This is a genomic window from Pseudomonas sp. UYEF17, assembly GCF_040546125.1.
GTDB lineage: Bacteria > Pseudomonadota > Gammaproteobacteria > Pseudomonadales > Pseudomonadaceae > Aquipseudomonas > Aquipseudomonas putida_Z.
The window spans coordinates 197,951-218,640 of sequence record NZ_JBEPNE010000007.1 but is presented as its reverse complement, the minus strand read 5'-3'; the positions used below and the strand labels follow the sequence as shown (position 1 = coordinate 218,640).

21 protein-coding genes, 1 tRNA gene and 1 pseudogene are annotated in these 20,690 nt (G+C 64.5%); 11 read left to right on the top strand and 12 right to left on the bottom strand.

Features of this window, described 5'->3' with window-relative positions; translation table 11 throughout:
- Positions 1 to 106 precede the first annotated feature (106 nt).
- From ABIB24_RS14065 to ABIB24_RS14055, 3 genes are all read left to right on the top strand, one after another.
- On the top strand, positions 107 to 616 hold the full coding sequence (locus ABIB24_RS14065) for a hypothetical protein (protein ID WP_025338319.1): 510 nt from the start codon (positions 107 to 109) through the stop codon (positions 614 to 616).
- 375 nt (positions 617 to 991) lie between these two features.
- A complete protein-coding gene (locus tag ABIB24_RS14060; RefSeq protein WP_025338318.1) occupies positions 992 to 1,888 on the top strand; it encodes a sensor histidine kinase in 897 nt (298 codons plus the stop codon).
- Positions 1,878 to 2,537: a response regulator gene (locus ABIB24_RS14055; protein WP_025338317.1), complete on the top strand. Its 660-nt coding sequence runs from the start codon at positions 1,878 to 1,880 to the stop codon at positions 2,535 to 2,537. Before ABIB24_RS14060 ends, ABIB24_RS14055 begins: the two co-directional genes overlap by 11 nt.
- Here the strand turns inward: ABIB24_RS14055 and yegS are convergent.
- Positions 2,521 to 3,408, bottom strand: coding sequence for a lipid kinase YegS (yegS, locus tag ABIB24_RS14050; protein WP_289515183.1), 888 nt, complete (start codon positions 3,406 to 3,408; stop codon positions 2,521 to 2,523). The two genes, ABIB24_RS14055 and yegS, sit on opposite strands and share 17 nt — an antisense overlap.
- A gap of 269 nt (positions 3,409 to 3,677) precedes the next feature.
- Here yegS and ABIB24_RS14045 point away from each other — a divergent pair, with 269 nt between their 5' ends.
- On the top strand, positions 3,678 to 4,904 hold the full coding sequence (locus ABIB24_RS14045; RefSeq protein ID WP_075044210.1) for a glycosyltransferase family 4 protein: 1,227 nt from the start codon (positions 3,678 to 3,680) through the stop codon (positions 4,902 to 4,904).
- Positions 4,905 to 4,913: 9 nt separating this feature from the next.
- Here ABIB24_RS14045 and ABIB24_RS14040 read toward each other — a convergent pair whose 3' ends face one another.
- Entirely contained in the window at positions 4,914 to 6,101 is a 1,188-nt protein-coding gene (locus tag ABIB24_RS14040) for a molybdopterin molybdotransferase MoeA (RefSeq protein WP_085589521.1), read from the bottom strand.
- Positions 6,102 to 6,123: 22 nt separating this feature from the next.
- Positions 6,124 to 6,663: a molybdenum cofactor biosynthesis protein B gene (gene moaB, locus ABIB24_RS14035; protein WP_025338313.1), complete on the bottom strand. Its 540-nt coding sequence runs from the start codon at positions 6,661 to 6,663 to the stop codon at positions 6,124 to 6,126.
- A gap of 188 nt (positions 6,664 to 6,851) precedes the next feature.
- On the opposite strand from moaB, the gene ABIB24_RS14030 reads away from it, so the two are divergent.
- Both ABIB24_RS14030 and ABIB24_RS14025 read left to right on the top strand, forming a co-directional pair.
- A complete protein-coding gene (locus ABIB24_RS14030) occupies positions 6,852 to 7,073 on the top strand; it encodes a YgdI/YgdR family lipoprotein (protein ID WP_025338312.1) in 222 nt (73 codons plus the stop codon).
- An 80-nt stretch (positions 7,074 to 7,153) separates the two neighbouring features.
- Positions 7,154 to 7,230: transfer RNA gene (locus ABIB24_RS14025), tRNA-Pro, on the top strand.
- Between the two features lie 190 nt (positions 7,231 to 7,420).
- Here the strand turns inward: ABIB24_RS14025 and mqo are convergent.
- From mqo to ABIB24_RS14010, 4 genes and pseudogenes are all read right to left on the bottom strand, one after another.
- Entirely contained in the window at positions 7,421 to 8,995 is a 1,575-nt protein-coding gene (mqo, locus tag ABIB24_RS14020; protein WP_025338311.1) for a malate dehydrogenase (quinone), read from the bottom strand.
- Positions 8,996 to 9,308: 313 nt separating this feature from the next.
- Positions 9,309 to 10,013 (bottom strand): methyl-accepting chemotaxis protein, encoded by a 705-nt coding sequence (locus ABIB24_RS26855; protein WP_371917556.1) that lies wholly within the window; start codon positions 10,011 to 10,013, stop codon positions 9,309 to 9,311.
- Positions 10,014 to 10,241: 228 nt separating this feature from the next.
- Positions 10,242 to 10,352: pseudogene (locus tag ABIB24_RS26850) on the bottom strand (hypothetical protein); the annotation flags it as partial.
- 764 nt (positions 10,353 to 11,116) lie between these two features.
- Positions 11,117 to 12,880, bottom strand: coding sequence for an ABC transporter transmembrane domain-containing protein (locus ABIB24_RS14010; protein ID WP_274079396.1), 1,764 nt, complete (start codon positions 12,878 to 12,880; stop codon positions 11,117 to 11,119).
- A 213-nt stretch (positions 12,881 to 13,093) separates the two neighbouring features.
- Here ABIB24_RS14010 and ABIB24_RS14005 point away from each other — a divergent pair, with 213 nt between their 5' ends.
- Positions 13,094 to 13,267 carry a PA1571 family protein gene (locus ABIB24_RS14005; RefSeq protein ID WP_170978823.1) on the top strand — a complete coding sequence of 58 codons (174 nt, stop codon included), beginning with the start codon at positions 13,094 to 13,096 and terminating at the stop codon, positions 13,265 to 13,267.
- A gap of 176 nt (positions 13,268 to 13,443) precedes the next feature.
- Here ABIB24_RS14005 and pdxB read toward each other — a convergent pair whose 3' ends face one another.
- The 3 genes from pdxB to ABIB24_RS13990 all read right to left on the bottom strand — a co-directional run bounded on the left by pdxB (position 13,444) and on the right by ABIB24_RS13990 (position 15,937).
- On the bottom strand, positions 13,444 to 14,586 hold the full coding sequence (gene pdxB, locus ABIB24_RS14000; RefSeq protein ID WP_025338308.1) for a 4-phosphoerythronate dehydrogenase PdxB: 1,143 nt from the start codon (positions 14,584 to 14,586) through the stop codon (positions 13,444 to 13,446).
- 60 nt (positions 14,587 to 14,646) lie between these two features.
- A complete protein-coding gene (tusA, locus tag ABIB24_RS13995) occupies positions 14,647 to 14,889 on the bottom strand; it encodes a sulfurtransferase TusA (protein WP_003248727.1) in 243 nt (80 codons plus the stop codon).
- Positions 14,890 to 15,718: 829 nt separating this feature from the next.
- Positions 15,719 to 15,937 carry a DUF1127 domain-containing protein gene (locus tag ABIB24_RS13990; RefSeq protein ID WP_003260420.1) on the bottom strand — a complete coding sequence of 73 codons (219 nt, stop codon included), beginning with the start codon at positions 15,935 to 15,937 and terminating at the stop codon, positions 15,719 to 15,721.
- A gap of 96 nt (positions 15,938 to 16,033) precedes the next feature.
- Between ABIB24_RS13990 and ABIB24_RS13985 the strand changes: the two genes are divergently transcribed.
- Positions 16,034 to 16,885: a LysR substrate-binding domain-containing protein gene (locus tag ABIB24_RS13985; protein ID WP_061552405.1), complete on the top strand. Its 852-nt coding sequence runs from the start codon at positions 16,034 to 16,036 to the stop codon at positions 16,883 to 16,885.
- A gap of 111 nt (positions 16,886 to 16,996) precedes the next feature.
- Here ABIB24_RS13985 and ABIB24_RS13980 read toward each other — a convergent pair whose 3' ends face one another.
- Positions 16,997 to 17,746, bottom strand: a complete 750-nt coding sequence (locus tag ABIB24_RS13980) for a sulfite exporter TauE/SafE family protein (RefSeq protein ID WP_025338180.1) — start codon at positions 17,744 to 17,746, stop codon at positions 16,997 to 16,999.
- 114 nt (positions 17,747 to 17,860) lie between these two features.
- Between ABIB24_RS13980 and ABIB24_RS13975 the strand changes: the two genes are divergently transcribed.
- The 3 genes from ABIB24_RS13975 to ABIB24_RS13965 all read left to right on the top strand — a co-directional run bounded on the left by ABIB24_RS13975 (position 17,861) and on the right by ABIB24_RS13965 (position 19,898).
- Positions 17,861 to 18,814 carry a LysR family transcriptional regulator gene (locus ABIB24_RS13975; protein ID WP_025338179.1) on the top strand — a complete coding sequence of 318 codons (954 nt, stop codon included), beginning with the start codon at positions 17,861 to 17,863 and terminating at the stop codon, positions 18,812 to 18,814.
- A 58-nt stretch (positions 18,815 to 18,872) separates the two neighbouring features.
- Positions 18,873 to 19,328 carry a MarR family winged helix-turn-helix transcriptional regulator gene (locus ABIB24_RS13970; RefSeq protein WP_025338178.1) on the top strand — a complete coding sequence of 152 codons (456 nt, stop codon included), beginning with the start codon at positions 18,873 to 18,875 and terminating at the stop codon, positions 19,326 to 19,328.
- A gap of 141 nt (positions 19,329 to 19,469) precedes the next feature.
- On the top strand, positions 19,470 to 19,898 hold the full coding sequence (locus tag ABIB24_RS13965; RefSeq protein ID WP_013971531.1) for an organic hydroperoxide resistance protein: 429 nt from the start codon (positions 19,470 to 19,472) through the stop codon (positions 19,896 to 19,898).
- A 211-nt stretch (positions 19,899 to 20,109) separates the two neighbouring features.
- Here ABIB24_RS13965 and efp read toward each other — a convergent pair whose 3' ends face one another.
- Positions 20,110 to 20,679 (bottom strand): elongation factor P, encoded by a 570-nt coding sequence (gene efp / locus ABIB24_RS13960; protein WP_013971530.1) that lies wholly within the window; start codon positions 20,677 to 20,679, stop codon positions 20,110 to 20,112.
- Between the last annotated feature and the right edge of the window lie 11 nt (positions 20,680 to 20,690).

The following is a 20,690-nucleotide window of genomic DNA, read 5'->3' as shown; positions in this document are numbered from 1 at the left end:
CATTAATGTGACGCCATTCTCATTGCATGAATGGAGTCAGGCTTTTGCTAGCTATCGTTTTGGCGTGCCCGTCCCCTGCGCCCGCCCCACGCGCGGGGGCATCATGATGGACAGCGCCTTGTCGTTCGATAACGCCCTGCAGGGGTTCCTGCTGGATGCCCAGGTACTGCTGACCCAGGCCCAGGAATGCCTGCAGCATCTGGAGCTGATCGACAACGACCCGGATGCCTGCCACTGCCTGGACAACGCCCTCGACAACCTTGCTCGACAGGCCACACACCTGGGCCTGCGCGAAGTCGCCCATTACACCACCGCCCTGCAGCAGTTGCTGGCACCGGCCTGCCAGGTCGGTCGCCTGCAGCGCGAAGCCCTGCCCGCGGTAGGGGCCTGCCTGACCCTGCTGGCCTGGCAACTGGAACTGGTCGACCCTTGCACCGGGCGACTCAACCTGGACATCGGCGAGCAGCTGGTACTGCTGGGTGAACTGGCCAAGGCCGTGCAGCAAACGTTTGCACAACCCTGCACCTCCTGCGACGAGCAAGGCAGCGTGTGCATCCACCCGCATACCGAGACGGCAGGCAGCACGCACTCCGGCCGCTCATCTGCCACATATTGAACTGGCTTGAAATGCAGCCGGGCACGTTTATTCAGGCCCACCCAGGTCGAACTTGGAAAGTTCTCGAAGTTTTCCAGGTTGCCGGGGGCCAAGTTGAATCAACAGCGCGCAAGTTCAATGGCAAGTGCCTGTTGTGCGATCAAGCCAAGTGGCACTTTGCTACCCTCCAGCGCCCGCCCCGCAGGCGTTTCATAGCGTTACCCGATCGCGACCAATGCACTGCGAAGTGGTAATATGCGGCCCCACAAACGCTTGCGACCTGCAGCAAGGTCGCAAGATCACGTGTTCGAAAGAAAATATAAAGTACTGCTCCAAAGCCTCTGACATGGATTGTGCAAGGCCTCCATCAGCAATACTTCAGTGGCTTCCCTACCTATGTTTCCACGCTTGAAGACTTCTTTGCGGTGCTGCTTCCGCACTACCCTGCTGCGCTGGGCGACGGTCGGGCTGTGCGTGGCCTCGCTGGTTGCCACCCTGTCGCTGTACCTGACCGACCAGGCGATCCCGGCCAGCCTGCTGCTGCTGCAGCTGGCCGCCACGCTGGGCGCTGCCGTGCACCTGGCCCTGGGCGCCAGGTCGATCAGCCTTCGCCCGGCGGAACTGGCCGGGCGCATGCTCAAGGTCCAGGAAGACGAGCGCCAGCACCTGAGCCGGGAATTGCACGATGACATCGGCCAGCTGCTCACCGCCGCCAAGCTGCAGCTGCAGTGGCTGCAGAAGCGCATGCCCGATGACCTGCAAGGCCACTGCGACGCCCTGCGCAGCACGCTGGATGACACCCTGGGCAACGTGCGCGATGTCTCCGCCCTGCTCAACCCGCGGCAGCTGGCCAGCCTGGGCCTGGAGGCCAGCCTGCGCGCACACCTGGTGCGCACCCTGGGCAACAGCGGCGTGCACTGGAGCCTGGCGTGCAACCAGCGCCTGGGCGGCATCGACGAGGCCGTGGCCATGGCGGTGTTCCGCATTACCCAGGAAGCCGTGACCAACATGCTGCGCCACGCCCAGGCACGCAACCTGGTCGTCCGCCTGCAGCGCACCCCCGAGGGGTTGGCGTTATCGATCCACGACGATGGCCGCGGCTTCGTGCCAGCCAGGCAACCGGCCGAAGCAGGCCAGCGGGGCTTGGCCGGCATGCAGGAGCGGGTAACCGCGTTGCAGGGCAGCCTGGACATCACCAGCCAGCTCGGCCTGGGCACGCGCATCGAGGCAATGTTCCCATGGCCACCGCGCACCCAGGAACGCGCCAGGAGTACTGCAACCCATGACCTGTAGACTGCTGCTGGTAGACGACCACTCGCTGATCCGCGCCGGGGTGCGCGCACTGGTCTGCGACATCCCCGGCTATGACGTGATCGGTGAAGCCGACGACGGCAGCCAGTTGCTCGAACAGGTGCGCACGCTGGCGCCGGACATCGTCTTGCTGGACATCTCCATGCGCTCGACCAGCGGCCTGGACGCCCTCACCCAACTGCGCGCCAGCGGCAACACCTGCAAGGTGCTGATCCTGTCGATGCACACCGACCCGGACCTGATCATGCGGGCCCTGGAAAGCGGCGCCCACGGCTACCTGCTCAAGGACACCAGCGCCACCGAACTGGAACAGGCCCTGGCCGCGGTGCGCAACGGCGAGCGCTACCTCAGCCCAGCCATCGCCCATACGGTCATCAACCAGGCGCTGCAGCACGCCAGGCAGGGCAAGCAACCCGCGGGCGAGCGGCATAACCTCACGGCGCGACAGCTGGAAATCCTGCGCCTGATCGTGCGTGGCAAGTCCACCCGGGAAATCGCCACCGGCCTGGGCCTGTCGATCAAGACCGTGGAAACCCACCGCTCGCAAATCATGAAACGCCTGCAGATCCATGACGTGGCCGGCCTGGTGCTGTTCGCCGTGCGCGAGAAAATCATCAGCCTGGACGACTGAGCAACGGCGACCCGTCCGGCAGGTGGAGGCGCAGTGCAGCGGGCCTGGCCTGGAAGCGCAACTTGTCGGCCTGCACCGGCTCGCCATCGAGGTTGATGTCCAGGCCCTGCGAGCACTTGATCTCGACCCAGGGCAACCTGGCCCTGACTAACAACCCGTTGCCAGCCAACAGCTCACGCAGCGCCCCGACCATCTCCTGTGGTGCCGGCAGGATGGCGATGTCGAGCAAGCCGTCGTCCACCAGGGCCTCGGGGCACAGCACTTGCCCACCCCCGGCCTGGCGGCCATTGCCGATCCCCAGCGCCAGCAGGTCACCCTGCCAGTCGAAGCCCGGCCCTTGCAGCTCCACCGAGGCTGCCTGCAGTTCGCTGAAGCGCGACAAGCCAGTGAACAGGTAGGCAGCCGCGCCCAGCACTTTCTTCAGGTCTTCGGAGGTGTTGGCCGTAACCTGGCTGCCAAAACCGCCCGTGGCCATGTTGAGGAACAACTGATCGCCGGCCTGGCCCAGGTCTATTGGCCGTGCGGGTATGTTCAGCAATGCCAGGGCCGTGGCAGGCTCCAGGGGTATGCCGGCGGCCTTGGCAAAATCATTGGCCGTGCCCAGCGGCAACAACGCCAGGGTGGCCTTGGTACCTGCCTGCCCCATGGCCTCGGCGACATCACGCAGCGTGCCATCGCCGCCTCCGGCGACGATATGGCCGTAGCCGGCGGCCAGCGCCTCGGTGACCAGGCGCTGCGCGTCGCCGGCCTCCCAGGTGACCCGCACATCCAATACCCAGCCGCTGTCGCGCAGGCCATGCACGGCGCTGCGCACGTCTTCGTTCATGGCCTGCTTGCCGTGCAGGATCAGCATTGCCTTGCGCCCTTGCATGTGCGCGCCTCCGTGAAGTGATCAACCCAGATCTCGACCCTTTGCAATTGCGGATCGTTGCATGCGCCCGAAAAAATAGCAGGCCAACGCGATCGATTGTGGGCATCAACCGACAAGCGTCGGCCGGTCTTTTCCCACACACCTGGCAATGCACGGCTATGCTCAGCAGATACACTTTATTGCCACGGACGCGCCCCCGGCAGTGGTTCTACCACTGCTGCCCAAGGGCGCGTCTTGCTATCCGCAGCCTTTAGCGAGGATTTCGGGTCATGCGCATTCTCTGGACACTGCCGTACCTGCCCTGGCCAACCACCAGCGGCAGCAAGACCCGGCAATACCACCTGATACGCGCACTGGCACAGCGGGGCCACCGGATTACCCTGCTGGTGCAATCGAAGATCCCGCTCGGCGATGCCGCCCGCGAAGCCCTGGAACCGCTGCTCGAGCGCCTGATCGTGCTGCCCCGTCGGCCCCTGCACAGCCCGCTGAACCTGCTGGCCTCACCGATCATCGCCTACCCCATGCGGGCAATCATCAATGGCTTGGCCCCTTGCCTGCGGCACCGCTTCGAGCAATTGCTGGACGAGCCTTGGGACGTGATCCAGATCGAACACAGCTACAGTTTCCAGCCCTTCGAAAAGGCCCTGCAGGCACGCGGACTGCCGTACATGCTCAGCGAGCACACCCTGGAGTCGGTGATGGGTGGCGCCAGCCACGATCGCCTGCCGCTATGGCTGCGCCCGCTCAACGCCTTCGACCGCTGGCGCTATCGACGCTGGGAACAGCGGGTCTTGCGCCAACCCACCGAACTGGTGGCAGTCAGCGCCCACGATGCCGAATTGATCGCGCAGATCAGCGGGCGCCCGGTGAACGTGGTGGTGAATGGCGTGGACTGTGATTTCTACCAGCACGTGCAACCCGCGCTGCACAGCCAGCGCCTGCTGTTCGTTGGCAACTTCGAGTATGGCGCCAACCTGGAGGCCATCGAATGGGCGCTGGAAGACATCATGCCGCAGGTCTGGATGAGCAACCCGGCGGTGCGCCTGGCGATTGCCGGGCATGCCATGCCGGCCAGCTGGAAACTGCACTGGAACGACCCACGCATCGAATGGTTCGGCTACCGCCCCGACCTGCGTGAACTGCAACGGCGTTCGGCATTGTTCTTCGCACCGCTGCGCTATGCCGGTGGCTCCAAGGTGAAAATCCTCGAAGCGATGGCCGCCGGCTTGCCGGTGATCACCACCGGCAAAGGCGTTTCAGGCCTGGCCGCGAACAATGGTGAGCACTACCTGGGCAGTGAGGATGGCGACCAGCTGGCCCTGCTGATCACCCAGTTGCTCAACCAGCCCTGGCGCATGAGCCAGTTGAGCGACGCCGGGCGCCAGTTCGCCCGCCAGCGCCACGACTGGAGCGTGGCCGCCCAGCAACTGGAGAACGTGCACATGCGCCTGGCACTGGCGGCACCGGCCGAGGCCACGCCGCTGGCCAGTGCCTGACTGGGCCGCTCAGCCAAGTAGTTCGCTGAAGGGGATGAACGGCACGCTGTCACCCTGCTTCGGCGTACTGCCTTCGCGTACCTCCACCAACCCCTCGGCCCAGGCCGCACTGCGCAACACGCCAGAGCTCTGGTTCTTGTAGATGCGCACCTGGCCCTGTTCGATGCGGGCGCGCAGGTACTCGCGGCGCGTGCCGGCCTTGGGCCAGTCAAAGCCGGCCGGCATGTCGAAGCGCAACGGCGTGACATCGGCCACGCCCTGACGCCGTAACAGGTAGGGCCGGGTCAGCAGGCCGAAGGTGACCAGGGTCGAGGCCGGGTTACCCGGCAGGCCGATTACCGGCACGCCCTGGAAGTGGCCGAAGGTCAGCGGCTTGCCCGGTTTGATCGCCAGCTTCCACAAGGCCAGCTCGCCAGCTTCGCGCAGGGCGGCGCCGAGGTAGTCGGCCTCCCCCACCGAGACACCGCCGGTGGACAGGATCAGGTCGACATCGCCCAGCTCGGCCAGGCAGCTGCGGGTGCGTGCCAGGTCATCCGGCAGGATGCCCGCATCGACCACATCGCAGCCCAGCCTCTGCAGCCAGCTGACCAGCAGCCGGCGATTACTGTTGTAGATCTGCCCCGGCCCCAGCGGCAGGCCGGGTTCGACCAGTTCGTCACCGGTGGACAACACCGCCACCCGCACCTTGCGCACCACGTCCAGCCGGCCATGGCCCAGGGTCGCGGCCAGGCCCAGCTCGATCGGCCCCAGCCGGGTGCCGGCGCTCATCACCTGTTCGCCCTTGCGGGTTTCCTGGCCCTGGGGACGAATGTTCTGCCCGGTCTTCAGCGCTTCGAGAAAGCGTACCCGGCCATCCTCCGCCACTTCGGTGTTTTCCTGCATCTCGACGCAGTCGGCACCTTCGGGCAGCGGTGCCCCGGTGAAGATGCGCGCGCAGGTGCCCGGTTGCAGCGGCTGCGGCGCATGGCCGGCGAAAATCCGCTGGCTGACCGGCAGTGGTTCGCCCTGCCAGTCGGCCATGCGCAGGGCGTAACCGTCCATGGCACTGTTCGGCCAAGGCGGCAGGTCGAGCGAGGCCACCAGGTCGGTGGCCAGCACACGGCCCTCGGCCTCGGCCAGCGGCAGGTTCTCGGTGTCGCGGATCGGTGCCGCTTCGGCCAAAGCCAGCAGCTGCTCCAAGGCCTGTTCTACCGGCATCAGCGGCCGGGCCTGGCGGACCTCAGCCACGGCTGTCGCAGGCCGCTGCCTGTTTCAGGTGCGGCACGAAGTTGCACGGGCGATGGCGGGCATCCAGCTGCTCGGCGAGGATACCGTCCCAACCGGTGCGCACCGCGTTGGTCGAACCCGGCAGGCAGCACACCAAGGTACCGTTGGCCAGCCCGGCCAGGGCGCGCGACTGCACGGTGGAGGTGCCGATGTCGGCCACGGAAATCTGCCGGAACAGCTCACCAAAGCCTTCTACCTGCTTGTCCAGCAGGCAGGCCACGGCCTCGGGCGTGCTGTCGCGGCCGGTGAAGCCGGTGCCGCCGGTGATCAGCACCACCTGCACGCTGTCATCGGCAATCCAGGTGGCGACCTGGGCGCGAATCTTGTACAAGTCATCTTTCAGCAGCACGCGCTCGGCCAGGCGATGGCCAGCCGCGCTCAGCCGGTCGACGAACAGCTGGCCGGAGGTATCGGTGTCGAAAGTACGGGTGTCGCTGACCGTGAGCACGGCGATGTTCAGCGGCACGAAGGGGGTATCTGCCTTGGCTTTCATGGGGGTCCGTCACAAGAAGATGGGATGGCCGCAGTTATAACACAGCGCGCCCCCATCACAGCGTGACGCCCGTGGCCCTTGCCCTCGATCAATGCCCCGGGTTTGCCGCTATGCTGCACTGTAGACGGAACTTGCGTGGACGCCCTGCGTCTTAATGTCATCTAGCACCATCGCACTGGAGAAACACGATGATTCAACGGACCCTACCCGCCTTCCTGCTCGCCTTGGGCCTGGGCGCCCTCGCTGGCTGCGCATCGCCAACCGTCATTACCCTGAACGACGGTCGCGAAATCCAGGCCACCGACACACCGAAGTTCGATGAAGACTCCGGTTTCTACGAATTCGAGCAGCTGGACGGCAAGCGCACACGCCTGAACAAGGACCAGATCCGCACCGTCAAAGAGCTCTGATCGCAGCCTGTTTTTTGCAAAGGCCCTTTTAACAACAAGGGCTTGCGTGCAAAAAAAGTATGCAGTAGGATTTCCTTCATCGGAGTGTAGCGCAGCCAGGTAGCGCGTCTCGTTCGGGACGAGAAGGCCGCAGGTTCGAATCCTGTCTCTCCGACCAAATCCTCGTCAAAAAGCCCGCCTAGTGCGGGCTTTTTGTTGCGCATTGAAATGCCCCTGTAGGAGCGGCCTTGTGTCGCGATGGGCCGCAAAGCGGCCCCAGATCCCGGCATCGCTGCACATATCGCCGGGGCTGCTTCGCAGCCCTCTCGCGACACAAGGCCGCTCCTACAAAGGGCTGCGTCAACCGGTCATAACGCTTGCTCGGCCTCCACCGGCACATACAGCAACTGCAGGCGCTCACTGCTCCAGGCCCGGGTCTGGTTGGTCAGCGCCAGGTTGTTGTTCAGCTTCTGCCCATAGCTTGGCACGATTTCCTTGAGCCTGGCCTGCCAGGCTGGCGACTGGATACGGTCCTTGAAGGTCTTTTCCAGCACGGTCAGCATGATCGGCGCCGCGGTCGAGGCACCCGGCGATGCCCCCAGCAACGCAGCGATGCTGCCGTCCTGGGCCGCCACCACTTCAGTACCGAACTGCAGCACACCGCCCAGTACCGGGTCCTTCTTGATCACCTGCACCCGCTGGCCGGCCTGCAGCAGCTTCCAGTCCTCGTTCTTGGCGTTGGGGAAGTACTCGCGCAGCGCGTTCATGCGGTCATCGAAACTGAGCATCAACTGCCCCATCAGGTAGGTGCTGAGGTCGATGTTGTCGATACCGGCATTGACCATCGGCAGCACGTTGTGGCTGTTCAGCGAGGCGAACATGTCCAGCAGCGAGCCGTGCTTGAGGTACTTGGTGGAGAAGGTGGCGAACGGGCCGAACAGCAGCACCTGCTTGCCATCGATCATCCGCGTGTCCAGGTGCGGTACCGACATCGGCGGCGCACCGACCGAGGCCTTGCCGTACAGCTTGGCCTGGTGGCGGGCGACCAGGTCGGGGTTGTCGGTCATCAGGAACTGGCCACCGACCGGGAAGCCGGCATAGCCTTCGGCTTCAGGGATGCCCGACTTCTGCAGCAGCTTCAGCGCGCCACCACCGGCACCGATGAACACGAAGCGGGCGTTGACGGCCTTTTCCTCGCCGCCGTTGGCCAGGTCGGCCACCCGCACATGCCAGGTGCCGTCGTCGTTGCGCACGATGTCGCGCACTTCATGACGCAGGTTCAGCGACACATTGGGGTTGCGGGTCATCGCCGCGAACAACTGGCGGGTGATTTCGCCAAAGTTCACGTCGGTGCCGATGGCCATGCGCGTGGCGGCGATTTTCTGCTCCGGGTCACGGCCTTCCATCACCAGCGGTGCCCACTTGCGGATCTGCTCGTGGTCTTCGGAGATTTCCATGCCGCGGAACAGCGAGCTGTGCTGCAGGGCGTCGACGCGCTTGTGCAGGAAGGCGACGTTGTCGTCACCCCAGACAAAGCTCATGTGCGGCACGTTGTTGATGAACGACTTCGGGTTGCTCAGCACGCCCTGCTCGACCTGGTAGGCCCAGAACTGCTTGGACACCTCGAACTGCTCGTTGACCCCAACGGCCTTGCTGATGTCGATGCTGCCGTCTTTGCCGACGCTGGTGTAGTTCAGCTCGCAGAACGCGGAGTGACCGGTACCGGCGTTGTTCCAGGCGTTGGAGCTTTCTTCGGCCACCTGGTCCAGGCGTTCGTAGACGTCGACCTTCCAGGAAGGCTCCAGCTCGGTGAGGTAGGTGCCCAGGCTGGCACTCATGATGCCACCGCCAATCAGCAGCACATCGACGGTCTTTTCCGGCTCCGCGGGTTTGGAGCAGCCGATGACGCCCAGGCAGAGGAACGTCAGCAGGAATTTCTTCATTGATGTTATCCAGTTGTTGTGTACACGCGCGCCGCCTTGAGCAGGGAACGTGCCAACTGGGTCTGAAGCAGTGAATACAGGGGGCGGGCGACGGGGAGGATGGCGACAATCCGCCAGAGGGGCCGGATGCACTGCAATGAAATGGCGGATTTCCCCGCCTTGCGCTGCCCTTGTAGGAGCGGCCTTGTGTCGCGATGGGCTGCAAAGCAGCCCCCTGCGATATCCGCACTGTTGCCGAGACATTGGGGCCGCTTTGCGGCCCATCGCGACACAAGGCCGCTCCTACAGGGACCGCGTCAGGCATGACAGGGCGTCAGGCGGTGAGGCGGGAGGTGACTTCACCCAGCTGCCCCGACAACCCATGCAGGCGCTGCCCCGCCCGTTCGGTATGCTGCACCGCCTGCTGGTTGGCCGTGGCGATGCGGGTGATTTCGATCAGGTTGCACGAGATGTCCTCGGCCACGCTGGTCTGCTCTTCGGCCGCCGTGGCGATCTGCCGGTTCATGTCGCGAATCGCTTCCACTGCCAGGGTGATGCGCTGCAGCATCTGCCCGGCCTGCTGCACCTGCTCGGCACCCTCCTCGCTGCGCTGCTGGCCGCTTTCGATGGCCTTGACCGCCTCGACCGCCCCAGACTGCACCGCTTCGATGATCTGGTGGATCTCGGCGATCGACGCCGCCGTGCGCTGGGCCAGGCTGCGCACTTCATCGGCGACGACCGCAAAACCTCGCCCGGCCTCGCCGGCACGGGCCGCTTCGATGGCGGCGTTGAGCGCCAGCAGGTTGGTCTGCTCGGCAATGCCACGGATCACTTCGAGCACTTTGCCAATGCGCGTGCTGTCATGCTCCAGGTCGCGAATCACCGCCGCCGTGCCGGCAATTTCGCGGTTGACCGCGCCGATGATGTCGATGGTCTGCTGCATCACCTGCTCGCCCGCCTGGGCACTGTGGTCGGCGTCGTCCGCCGCGCGGGCAGCCTCGGCGGCGTGGCGGGCGACTTCCTGGGCGGTGGCGGACATCTCGTGCATGGCCGTGGCCACCTGGTCGGTGCGCTGGAACTGGTCGTGGGTACCACGGGCCATGTCGCCGGCGATACTGCGCAGCTGGCCGCTGGCGCCTTCCAGTTCCTGGGCGTTGTCCTGCAGCCGGCCGACCGTGTCGGCGAGGAAATCGCGCAGGGTGTTGGCGGCCCGCGCCAAGCGGCCCAGTTCGTCCTCGCGGCGGCTGTCTACCCGGGCGGCAAAGCGGCCCTGGCTAAGCTGCGCGACATATTCGATCAACTGGCGGATCGGCTCGATCAGGCTGCGGTTGACCAGCCACAGGCTGAGCAGCCCCACCAGCACGGCCGAGGCCAGCATCACCAGCAGGCCCAGCCATACCGTGCGCTCGGCGCCGGCACTCAGGCTGGCGGCGTGCTGACGGGCTTCGGCACGCAGTTGCTCGACCAGTTCGCTCATCTGCTCGCTGGCGGCGCGGTCCACGCCCTTGACCGCCTGGTCGCCGGCTACCGGGTCGCCGCCCGCCGCCAGGAATGCCTGGCGACCCTGCGCATAGGCCTGGCCCAGCTGCCGGTGGCTGTCACGCAGTTGCTGCAGCGGCGCCTTGAGCCTCGCGTCGCTGCTGTCGATCAATTGCCCGAGCAGTTGCTGCACCTGCTGCTCGCGAGCCTGGAACTGCTGCCAGTACTTGTCCATGTCAGCCGGCTGGCGCCCGCGCAACAGCACATTCTTCCATTCCTGCACCTGGATCTTGAACTGCAGGTTGGCTTCGTCGATCAACTGCGAGGCCCGCAGCGGCCCGTCGACCAGCTCGGCGTAGCCGCGCACGCTGGACGAGAGGAACTGGAAGCACACCAGGGCGATCAGCAACATCGCCACCAGACTGCCGCCGAGCAGGGAGAGAATTTGCACTCTGAGGGATTTACGCAACATCTTGGATCTCGGAAAGCAGAAGTAAGACCGGGGGCCGCGCAAGTTGGCAACAAGGTACAACGCAGCCCGGTTGCGGGCAGGCCAAAAAAAGGCTGCCATCAAGCAATGGCAGCCAGGTCGAGCACTTACGCAACAGTTGAGCTAGATACTCTCAGGCAAATACTACAGAAATGTTACAACGCCACTACAAGCTACCCCGTGGTGAACTGCAAGGCCGCCAGCCGAGCATACAGCGGGCTCTCTTCGATCAGCTGGCGATGCGTCCCCACCGCCACCAGCCTGCCCTTGTCGATGACCGCGATACGGTCAGCATGCTGGACCGTAGCCAGGCGATGGGCGATCACCAGGGTGGTGCGCCCGGCCATCAGGCTGGGCAGCGCCTGCTGGATCAGGTGTTCACTCTGTGCGTCGAGTGCGCTGGTGGCTTCGTCCAGCAACAGGATCGGCGCATCGACCAGCAACGCACGGGCGATGGCCAGGCGCTGCCGCTGCCCGCCGGACAGGCCGATGCCGCCCTCGCCCAGCGGTGTCTGGTAGCACTGCGGCAATTGCCGGATGAATGCGTCGGCATGAGCACCCCGGGCGGCTGCCTCGACCTCGGCCAGGGTCGCCTCGGGCCGGCCATAGCGGATGTTGGCCTCGACCGTGCCGCGAAACAGCGAGGGGTTCTGTGCCACCAGGGCGAACTGCTGGCGCAGGTGATCGGGGTCGAGTTCGGTGATCGCCCGGCCATCGAGCAGGATGCGCCCCTGCTGGGGGTCGTAGAAGCGCAGCAACAAATCGAACAAGGTCGACTTGCCCGCCCCCGACGGGCCCACCAGCGCCACGGTCTGCCCCGGCTCGATGGTCAGGCTCAGGCCATCGACAGCCGCCACCGAGGGCCGTGATGGGTAGGCGAACACCAACTGCTGCAGCTCGATATGCCCACTGGCCCGCTGCTGCGGCAGCACCTGCGCCATGGCGGGCGGCAGGATCGCACTGCGCGCCGCCAACAGTTCGGCAATGCGCTCGGCGGCGCCCGCCGCCCTCTGCAACTCGCCGATCACCTCGCTGAGGGTGCCGAAGGCACTGCCTACGATCAGGCTGTAGAACACGAAGGCGGCCAGCTCGCCCGCGGAAATGCGCCCGGCGATCACGTCCATGCCGCCAACCCACAACATCACCCCCACCGCTCCCAGAACCAGCACGATCACCAGGGTGATAAGCCAGGCGCGCTGGGCAATCCTCTGCCGGGCCACGGCAAACGCCGCTTCCACCGTGCCGGCGAACAGCTCGCGGTCATGCGCCTGGTGGTTGTAGGCCTGCACGGTCTTGATCTGCCCGAGGGTCTCGGCCACATAGCTGCCCACATCGGCCACCCGGTCCTGGCTCTGCCGCGACAGGCTGCGTACCCGGCGGCCGAACAGCAGGATCGGCGCCAGCACCAGCGGCAGGGCCACCACCACGATACTGGTGAGCTTGGGGTTGGTGATGAACAGCAACACCACGCCACCGATGACCATCAGCGCGTTGCGCAGGAACATCGACAGCGAAGAGCCGATTACCGATTGCAGCAAGGTGGTGTCGGCGGTCAGCCGCGACTGGATCTCGGAGCTGCGGTTGTCTTCGAAAAACCCGGGATGCAGGCCGATCAGGTGGTCGAACACGGCCCGACGGATATCGGCCACGCAGCGCTCGCCGATCCACGACACCAGGTAGAAGCGGCTGAAGGTACCCACCGCCAGTGCCACCACCAGCAGCAGGAACAGGCCGATGGTCTGGTTGAGCTGATGCGCGGAGCGGGTCATGAAGCCCTGGTCCACCAGCAGGCGGATGCCCTGGCCCATGGACAGGGTGATGGCGGCGGTGACTACCAGGGCCAGCAAGGCCAGCAGCACCTGACGACGGTATGGACGGACAAACTGCCAACCCAGGCGCAAGGCGCGGCGTTGACGCGGGGAAACCGATTCGGGCATGGCGCTGACCACATTGGCGGGGAAACCGCAGCCTACCACTCATCTACGCCTGTGGAACCCTTGCAGGGTTGCTATAGCCTATCGGTCTAACCAGGCTATGGAGCTTTACCGCCGTTTCTGTTCGACTGTGCCTGCCGTGACCCTGCAGGTACTGTCACAGGCCAGTCACGGCACAGGGTTAACCTGCGCTTGAACCTGATGAGGAGACAATACATGAGCTTGCAGCATGGCAGCGACAACCAGAAGCCCCGGACTACCCCTCAGCCGCAGGTGTGCGGTTCGATCATCGATGCCCAGGGGCGCGAAGTACCGATCACCGAGCAGATGATCCAGAAGGCCTGCAAGGCCCTGGAAGAAAGCCGGGTAGAGCGCGTACGCAAAGGTTGATCGGCGAATTCCTTGCAACCCGGCGCTTGCGCCGGGTTTTTATTTGCCTGAATCCTGTACCGGCCCTTTCGCGGGTAAACCCGCTCCCACAGGGACAACACAAGCCTTGAGGTCAGCGGGCTACCTGTGGGAGCGGGTTTACCCGCGAAGAGGCCGGTACAGCTTTCAAGAAGCTGTCAGACCAACACCCCACCCAAGGCACTGACCAGCTGCGCCAACTGCGGCGACTCCCCGCGCAAGCGCACCGCCAGCCCTTCGATCTCGCGCCGTGGCGGGTACTGCTTGCGCAACTGGTCGAACGCTGCACGCTGCTGCTGCGGGTCGTCGCTGAGGCTGCGGCGGAAATCGGCATCGTCGCGGCGTGGGTCATACACCGCGCGGCACAGGGTGGCCAAGGCCCAGGCCGGGTCGGTGCTGGCATCCAGCTCGATCTGCGCCAGCGGCGGCCGGGGCAGCAGGTCGGCCAGTTGCACCTGTTCATCCACACCGAGGAAGCGGCACAGCGCCTGGTAGATCTGCGCCGTACCACGCTGGCGGCCGTCGAGGCTGTAGCCGGCAATGTGCGGCGAAGCCAACGTGCACAGGTCGGCCAGTTGCAGGTCAACCTGCGGCTCCCCCTCCCACACATCCAGCACCGCATGCAGGTCTTCGCGGTCCAGCAGCAGTTCGCGCAGGGCGGCGTTGTCCACTACAGGGCCACGGCTGGCGTTGACCAGCCAGGCACCGGGGCGCAACTGCGCCAGCTGCGCCTGGCCCAGCAGGTGCCAGGTCGGGTGCTCGCCGCCACGCTGCAACGGGGTGTGCAGGCTGATCACATCGCACTGTTGCAGGATGGTTTCGAGGCTGACGTAGTCACCGCCCTCGGCGGCCTGGCGCAGCGGGTCGCATACCAGTACCTTCCAGCCCAGGCCATGCAGCACCCGCACCAGGCGGCCACCCACCTCACCCGCGCCTACCACGCCATACACGCGCTCGGGCAGTGCCACGCCATCCAGTTCCGCCAGGGTCAGCAGGCTGCCCAGCACGTAATCGACCACGCCGCGGGCATTGCAGCCCGGTGCGCTGCTCCAGTGGATGCCGGCCTCGGCAAAGTAGTTCAGGTCGAGGTGATCGGTGCCGATGGTGCAGGTGCCGACAAAGCGCACGCGGCTGCCTTCGAGCAACTGGCGGTCGACCTTGGTCACCGAGCGCACCAGCAGGATGTCGGCGTCCTTTACGCTGGCGGCATCGAGGCTTCGGCCCGGGTAACGACGGATTTCGCCGAAACCCTGGAAGAAGGCATCGAGCAGCGGGATGTTCTCGTCGGCAACTATCAGCATGGCGCTCTCCTGTCTGGGGAACGCAGTGTAGGCGCAACGCCGGGCGTGTTCCAGAGCGGCTCAGTCGGCTTTCTTGCGGATCCAGTACAGGAAGGTACCGGCGTCTTCCTGCTGCTGCAGCAGTTCGTGGCCGAGGAAGTTGCAGAACTTGGGGATGTCGCGGCGGGTCGAGGGGTCGGTGGCGATGACCTTGAGCAGGCCGCCAGCGGCCAGATTGCGCACGTGCTGGTGCAGCATCATCACCGGTTCCGGGCAGTTCAGGCCGGTGGCGTCGAGGATGGCGTCGGGGGTGAAATCGGTCATGGGGGACTCCGCAAATGATCGCTATTGTCGCGCATCGCGCGACGTGGTCCAAGCACCGCCTGTGAAGACGCGCCCTGCTCTTGCTCTTGCTCTTGCTCTTGCTCTTGCTCTTGCTCTTGATCTTGATCTTGATCTTGATCTTGATCTTGATCTTCGCGACTTCAGGAGGCCGAGCAGAGGGCTTGCGGAGGGAGGTGACGGGCATGGATGCCCGTCAAGCGCTGAGGCCCCATGGATGGGGCCTGCAGCGCGTACTCCCGGGAGCAAGACCGGCGCGAGGGAACCCCGGAGCGCAGCGCAGGGGCCGGATGATGGGAGCGCAGCGTTTTTTGGTTACTTTTTGCCGCGTTTGGCAAAAAGTGACTCGCCGTAAGGGCGAAAAGGTGAGTATGCGTCGCCATCGTAAATGGACTATGCGCGAGATCAAGACCAGTAATTTTCCGCTCTTCGCTCTTCGCTCTCAAGCGTGGGCATCAACAACAAGGTCAACATTCATTTTCGAAGGTGGCGCTTATTCACCTTTCCGCCCTTACGGCGGGTCCCTTTTTGTCGTGGCAAAAAGGAACCAAAAACCGTCGGCTCCCATCATCCGGCCCCTCCGCTTCGCTCCGGGGTCCCCTCGCTACGGGCCTGCTCCCGGGAGGACGCGCTGCAGGCCCCATCCATGGGGCCTCAGCGCTTGACGGGCATCCATGCCCGTCACCTCCCTCCGCAGCCCCTCCGCTCGGCCTCCTGAAGTCGCAATCGGCGGCGCCTGAACTGTCGCGCGCTTAGAAGCAAAAGCCGAAACGAGCAAGAGCAAGAGCAAGAGCTGCTGCCACGCTTGGCATCACTTACTCAGCGGATCATCCCAGAAATGCCGCTCGGCCTCCTGCTGGATATCCGCCCGGCTCAACCCCAGGTCGTGCAGGGTCGCATCACTCAGGCTGGCCAGTTCCTGGCGCTGGCGGTACAGCTGCAGCCAGCGCGCCGGGCGCTGCAGGGCGGCATGCCACAGGTGGTTCAGGGAAAAGGCAGGTTGCTGGATGCTGCTGACATGACCTTTCATCGTGAAGCCCTCCGTGTTGATGGCTCCAGTCTCCTGCCAGGCATAAGATCAATCCAACGAATGTTTCTGATGCCATGCATCTCGGAGATTGATGCAATGTCCCAGTACCAGAGCCTCGATGCGGACGTACTGCGCACCTTCGTGGCCATCGCCGAGCAGGGCGGCTTCACCCGCGCCGGCGAGGTGGTCAACCGCACCCAGTCGGCGGTGAGCATGCAGATGAAACGCCTGGAAGAAGACATTCTGCAGCGCCAACTGTTCGAGCGCGACGGCCGCCAGGTGCGGTTGACTGCCGAAGGCCAGGTGCTGCTCGGCTATGCGCGGCGCATCCTCAAGTTGCATGGGGAAGTGTTCAACACCCTGCGCATGCCGCACATGGTCGGGGTCGTACGCATCGGTACGCCGGACGACTATGCCATGCGTTTCCTGCCGACCATCCTGTCGAGCTTTGCCCAAGCCTACCCACTGGTGCAGGTGGAGGTGCATTGCGACTCCTCCAAACAACTGATGCTGCGCCAGGACCTGGACCTGACCATCGTCACCCGTGAGCCGGGTAACGAGATTGGCCAGCTGCTGCGCCAGGAACGCCTGGTCTGGGCCGCCGCGGAAGGCTTCTGCCCGCAGGAGCAACGCCCCATGCCGGTAGCCTTGTTCAACACCGACTGCTTCTGCCGGGCCTGGACCTGCAATGCCCTGGAGGCCCAGGGCATCGACTACCGCATCGCCTATACCAGCCCGAGCCTGGCAGCGATCTTCGCCATTGTCACCGCTGGGTTGGCGGTGACCGCACAGCTGCAAAGCCTGATTGGCGGGAACATCCGCATTCTGGGCGAGAGCGAAGGGTTGCCGCAGTTGCCGGTGGCCAATGTGATGCTGGTGCGCAGTACCCAGAACCCTTCGCCGATTACCGACTGCATGGCCGACTACATTGTCGAAGGGTTCAAGTGAGCCGGGGCTGCTGCGCAGCCCATCGCGACACAAGGCCGCTCCTACAAGGGCACGCGATCCCCTGTAGGAGCGGCCTTGTGTCGCGATGGGCCGCAAAGCGGCCCCAAAATCTCAAAGCTCGAACCCGAGCATCACCGCACACCCCACCAAAAACACACAGAACATCGCCCGCAACACCTTCTCCGGCAACGCATGGGCCAATTTCACCCCCCAGCTGATACTCAGCAGGCCGCCCACCGCCAATGGCACCCCCACCCCCCAGTCAACACTGTGGTGCACCCCATAGGTCACCAGGGTTACCAAGGTACTCGGCGCCGCCAGCGCCAGCGACAGCCCCTGCGCCACCACCTGGGTGGTACCGAACACACTGGTCAGGATCGGCGTGGCCACCACGGCCCCACCCACCCCGAACAAGCCGCCCATGGTGCCGGCAAAGCTGCCCAGCACACCCAGCCACGGCCAGGCATAGCGCAACTCGGCGCTGGGCGGCGTCACCTTCATGAACATCCGCGCCACGTTCCACACCGCCAGGGCCACCAGGAAGCCGACAAAGCCCAGGCGCATGGATTGCGCATCCAGCCCCACCGCCCAGATCGACCCCAGCCAGGCGAACACGAAGCTGCACAGCGACAGCGGCACCGCATGGCGCAACTCGATGCGGTTACGCTGGTGATAACGCCACAGCGCCAGCAGCACATTGGGCACTACCATCACCAGCGCCGTGCCTTGCGCCAACTGCTGGTCCAGGCCGAACAGCACGCCCAGCGCCGGAATCGCGATCAGCCCGCCGCCAATGCCGAACAGGCCACCCATGGTCCCCAGGGCTGCGCCCAGCACGATATACAACAACCACTCGATCATCAGGGGCCTCATCCGCCTGTACACATAATGCGAGCATGCTAACGATTGCGGGCTGGCGGGGAAACGCACAGCAGCGCACAATGGCTGTGCGTTTTTCGCAAAAGCAAGGCAGCCATGAGCCCCGATACCCTGACCGACCAGCTAAGCCTGTTCCTCGATGTGCTGGAAACCGGCAGCTTTTCTGCCGCCGCCCGCCGCCACCCGCTGACCCCGTCCGCCGTGGCCCGGCGCATCGACAACCTGGAAAGCGCCGTGGGCAGCCGCCTGTTCACCCGCAGCACCCACGCCGTGCGCGCCACACCTGCAGGCAATGCCTTTGCCGAACGGGCCAGGCGCATCATCGAGGAACTGCGCCTGGCCCGCGCCGAAGCAGTGTCGCTGAGCAATGCCCCCGAAGGCCTGATCCGCATCGACGCCCCCGCCGCATTCGGCCGCCGCCACCTGGCCCCGGCCATCGCCGATTTCCTGGTCGCCTACCCGGGCCTTGATGTGCAACTGCGCCTGATCGACAGCTTCGTCGACCTGCATGGCAGCCACCTGGGCGAGGTCGACCTGGTGCTGCGCGCTGGCCCCCTGGCCGACACCCGGCTGGTCGCCACGCCATTGGCCTACATGGTGCGCATCGCCTGCGCCAGCCCGGCCTACCTGGCCAGCCGCGGCATGCCCACCTGCCCCAGCGAACTGCCCGGGCACGACGGCCTGGACTGGGACGGCCTGGCGCCGCCATTCGCCTGGCGTTTCAACGTGGCCGGGCAAACCCGCCTGTACCGCCCCTCACGCATGCGCATGGCCGCCAACAACGCCGAAACCCTGCTGTTCGGCGCCCTCGCCGGTTTAGGCATAGCCCACCTGCCCACTTGGCTGATCAGTGAATACCTGCTACGTGGCGAGCTGATACCTTTGTTTTGCGACGGTGGCTTGCCCCAAGCGGAAACCAGCGGTATCTACGCGCTTCGCCTGGAACATGAAACGAACTCTCGCAGCCGTTTGCTGCTCGAATTTCTCAAGAGCCGCTTCAGCCCGATTCCACCCTGGGACCTGGCCTTGCGCAGTGAACTGCGCGAATAAAGCGCGCACTAACGATCCGCGTGCCAGACTTTCCCATTGATTACCTTCAAGGACCTGCATGAACGCCAACACCCAAGCCTCCTGTGACGAGCTGCTGCTGGACAACCAGGTCTGTTTCGCCCTGCACTCCACCTCGTTGCTGATGACCAAGGTCTACAAACCGCTGCTGCAGGCCCTGGGCCTGACCTACCCGCAGTACCTGGCCATGCTCGTGCTGTGGGAGCACGACGGCCTGACCGTAGGCGAGATCAGCCAGCACCTGCTCACCGACCCCGGCTCGCTGACGCCGCTGCTCAAGCGCCTGGAAAGCGAAGGCCTGCTGCAGCGCAACCGCAGCCGCGAGGACGAACGGGTGGTACTGGTGCAGCTGACCGACAAGGGCCGCGCCTTGCAGCAGCAGGCCAAAGAAGTGCCGCAGTGCATCCTCAAGGCCAGCGGGCGCAGCCTGGAACAGTTGCAACAGCTGCAGGCCGACCTGCTGGCGCTGCGCGAGAACCTGCAGAAAACCCTCTGACAGCTATGCTGTGCAATGGCCGTTCGGATGAGCGGTGACGATTTATCTTGCGCACTAACTAATTGCGCGCTAATTTAAATCCCACACCAACCCGCGCCCTCCTCCAGACGGGGAGCGCACAGCACATTAGCGAGGCTCAAGATGCAAAAGGTCACTCCGCTGTACATCGCAGAAGCTACCTCCACCGGTGGGCGCGACGGCAAGTCCCGTTCCAGCGACGGCAAGCTGGTGGTCAGCCTGAGCACCCCCAAGGAACTGGGCGGCGCAGGCGGTGACGGCACCAACCCCGAGCAGATGTTCGCCGCCGGTTACTCGGCGTGCTTCATCGGTGCCCTGAAGTTCGTGGCCGGGCAGGAGAAAAAAGCCCTGCCGGCGGACGCCTCGATCACCGCGAAGGTGGGCATCGGCCAGATTCCAGGTGGTTTCGGCCTGGACATCGACCTGCACATCAACCTGCCGGGCCTGGCCCAGGCCGATGCCGAAGGGCTGGTGGAAAAGGCGCACAAGGTATGCCCGTACTCCAACGCCACCCGCGGCAATGTGGATGTGCGCCTGCACGTGACCGTGTAAGGCTGTGGGAGCGGCCTTGCGTCGCGATGGGGCGCGAAGCGGCCCCGGAATCTCGGGTACACCTTGATATTGCCGGGGCCGCTTTGCGGCCCTTTCGCGACACAAGGCCGCTCCCACAAAAGCAAGAGCAAGAGCACGCATCGAGATCTGCAGGAATCGCAGGCACAAAAAACCCGGCCTAGGCCGGGTTTTTTGCGTTTCACAAGAAGGATTACTTCTTGGAACGGCCTTTGAAGCTGTTGTCGCGAGTGTCGATATCGATCCACTCGTCGATCTGGATGAAGTCGGCAACCGAGATCTCGGTACCGTTCTTCAGCTTGGCAGGCTTCATCACCTTGCCCGAGGTGTCGCCGCGTGCAGCGTTCTCGGTGTAGACAACCTGGCGGCTGATGGTGGTCGGCAGTTCAACCGATACCAGGCGGCCTTCGAAGAACACGGCTTCGCAGACGTCTTCCATGCCTTCTTCGATGTACGGCAGAACGGCTTCGATGTCCTCGGCGTTCAGTTCGTACATGGTGTAGTCGGTGGTGTCCATGAAGGTGTATTCGTCACCGTTGATGAACGACAGGGTCGCTTCTTTGCGATCCAGGATCACGTCGTCCAGCTTGTCGTCTGCACCGTAGACGGTTTCGGTCTTGTAGCCGGTCAGCAGGTTCTTCAGCTTGGTCTTCATGATCGCGCTGTTACGGCCCGACTTGGTGAACTCAGCTTTTTGAACCAGCCACGGGTCGTTGTCGATCCGCAGGACGGTACCGGGTTTCAGTTCTTTACCAGTTTTCATTACGAAGTATC

Excerpts from the sequence above, each read along its gene's own strand:
- ABIB24_RS13970 (WP_025338178.1), top strand. The coding sequence starts at position 18,873 with ATGAACGCCAACACCCAAGCCTCCTGTGACGAGCTGCTGCTGGACAAC.
- moaB (WP_025338313.1), bottom strand. The coding sequence starts at position 6,663 with ATGAAAGCCAAGGCAGATACCCCCTTCGTGCCGCTGAACATCGCCGTG.
- ABIB24_RS14060 (WP_025338318.1), top strand. The coding sequence starts at position 992 with ATGTTTCCACGCTTGAAGACTTCTTTGCGGTGCTGCTTCCGCACTACC.
- yegS (WP_289515183.1), bottom strand. The coding sequence starts at position 3,408 with ATGCAAGGGCGCAAGGCAATGCTGATCCTGCACGGCAAGCAGGCCATG.
- ABIB24_RS14040 (WP_085589521.1), bottom strand. The coding sequence starts at position 6,101 with ATGCCGGTAGAACAGGCCTTGGAGCAGCTGCTGGCTTTGGCCGAAGCG.
- ABIB24_RS13990 (WP_003260420.1), bottom strand. The coding sequence starts at position 15,937 with ATGAAAGGTCATGTCAGCAGCATCCAGCAACCTGCCTTTTCCCTGAAC.
- ABIB24_RS26855 (WP_371917556.1), bottom strand. The coding sequence starts at position 10,013 with ATGTCCGCCACCGCCCAGGAAGTCGCCCGCCACGCCGCCGAGGCTGCC.
- ABIB24_RS14010 (WP_274079396.1), bottom strand. The coding sequence starts at position 12,880 with ATGCCCGAATCGGTTTCCCCGCGTCAACGCCGCGCCTTGCGCCTGGGT.
- mqo (WP_025338311.1), bottom strand. The coding sequence starts at position 8,995 with ATGAAGAAATTCCTGCTGACGTTCCTCTGCCTGGGCGTCATCGGCTGC.
- pdxB (WP_025338308.1), bottom strand. The coding sequence starts at position 14,586 with ATGCTGATAGTTGCCGACGAGAACATCCCGCTGCTCGATGCCTTCTTC.
- ABIB24_RS14055 (WP_025338317.1), top strand. The coding sequence starts at position 1,878 with ATGACCTGTAGACTGCTGCTGGTAGACGACCACTCGCTGATCCGCGCC.
- ABIB24_RS14045 (WP_075044210.1), top strand. The coding sequence starts at position 3,678 with ATGCGCATTCTCTGGACACTGCCGTACCTGCCCTGGCCAACCACCAGC.
- ABIB24_RS14065 (WP_025338319.1), top strand. The coding sequence starts at position 107 with ATGGACAGCGCCTTGTCGTTCGATAACGCCCTGCAGGGGTTCCTGCTG.
- efp (WP_013971530.1), bottom strand. The coding sequence starts at position 20,679 with ATGAAAACTGGTAAAGAACTGAAACCCGGTACCGTCCTGCGGATCGAC.
- tusA (WP_003248727.1), bottom strand. The coding sequence starts at position 14,889 with ATGACCGATTTCACCCCCGACGCCATCCTCGACGCCACCGGCCTGAAC.
- ABIB24_RS13985 (WP_061552405.1), top strand. The coding sequence starts at position 16,034 with ATGTCCCAGTACCAGAGCCTCGATGCGGACGTACTGCGCACCTTCGTG.
- ABIB24_RS13980 (WP_025338180.1), bottom strand. The coding sequence starts at position 17,746 with ATGATCGAGTGGTTGTTGTATATCGTGCTGGGCGCAGCCCTGGGGACC.
- ABIB24_RS13975 (WP_025338179.1), top strand. The coding sequence starts at position 17,861 with ATGAGCCCCGATACCCTGACCGACCAGCTAAGCCTGTTCCTCGATGTG.
- ABIB24_RS13965 (WP_013971531.1), top strand. The coding sequence starts at position 19,470 with ATGCAAAAGGTCACTCCGCTGTACATCGCAGAAGCTACCTCCACCGGT.
- ABIB24_RS14030 (WP_025338312.1), top strand. The coding sequence starts at position 6,852 with ATGATTCAACGGACCCTACCCGCCTTCCTGCTCGCCTTGGGCCTGGGC.
- ABIB24_RS14005 (WP_170978823.1), top strand. The coding sequence starts at position 13,094 with ATGAGCTTGCAGCATGGCAGCGACAACCAGAAGCCCCGGACTACCCCT.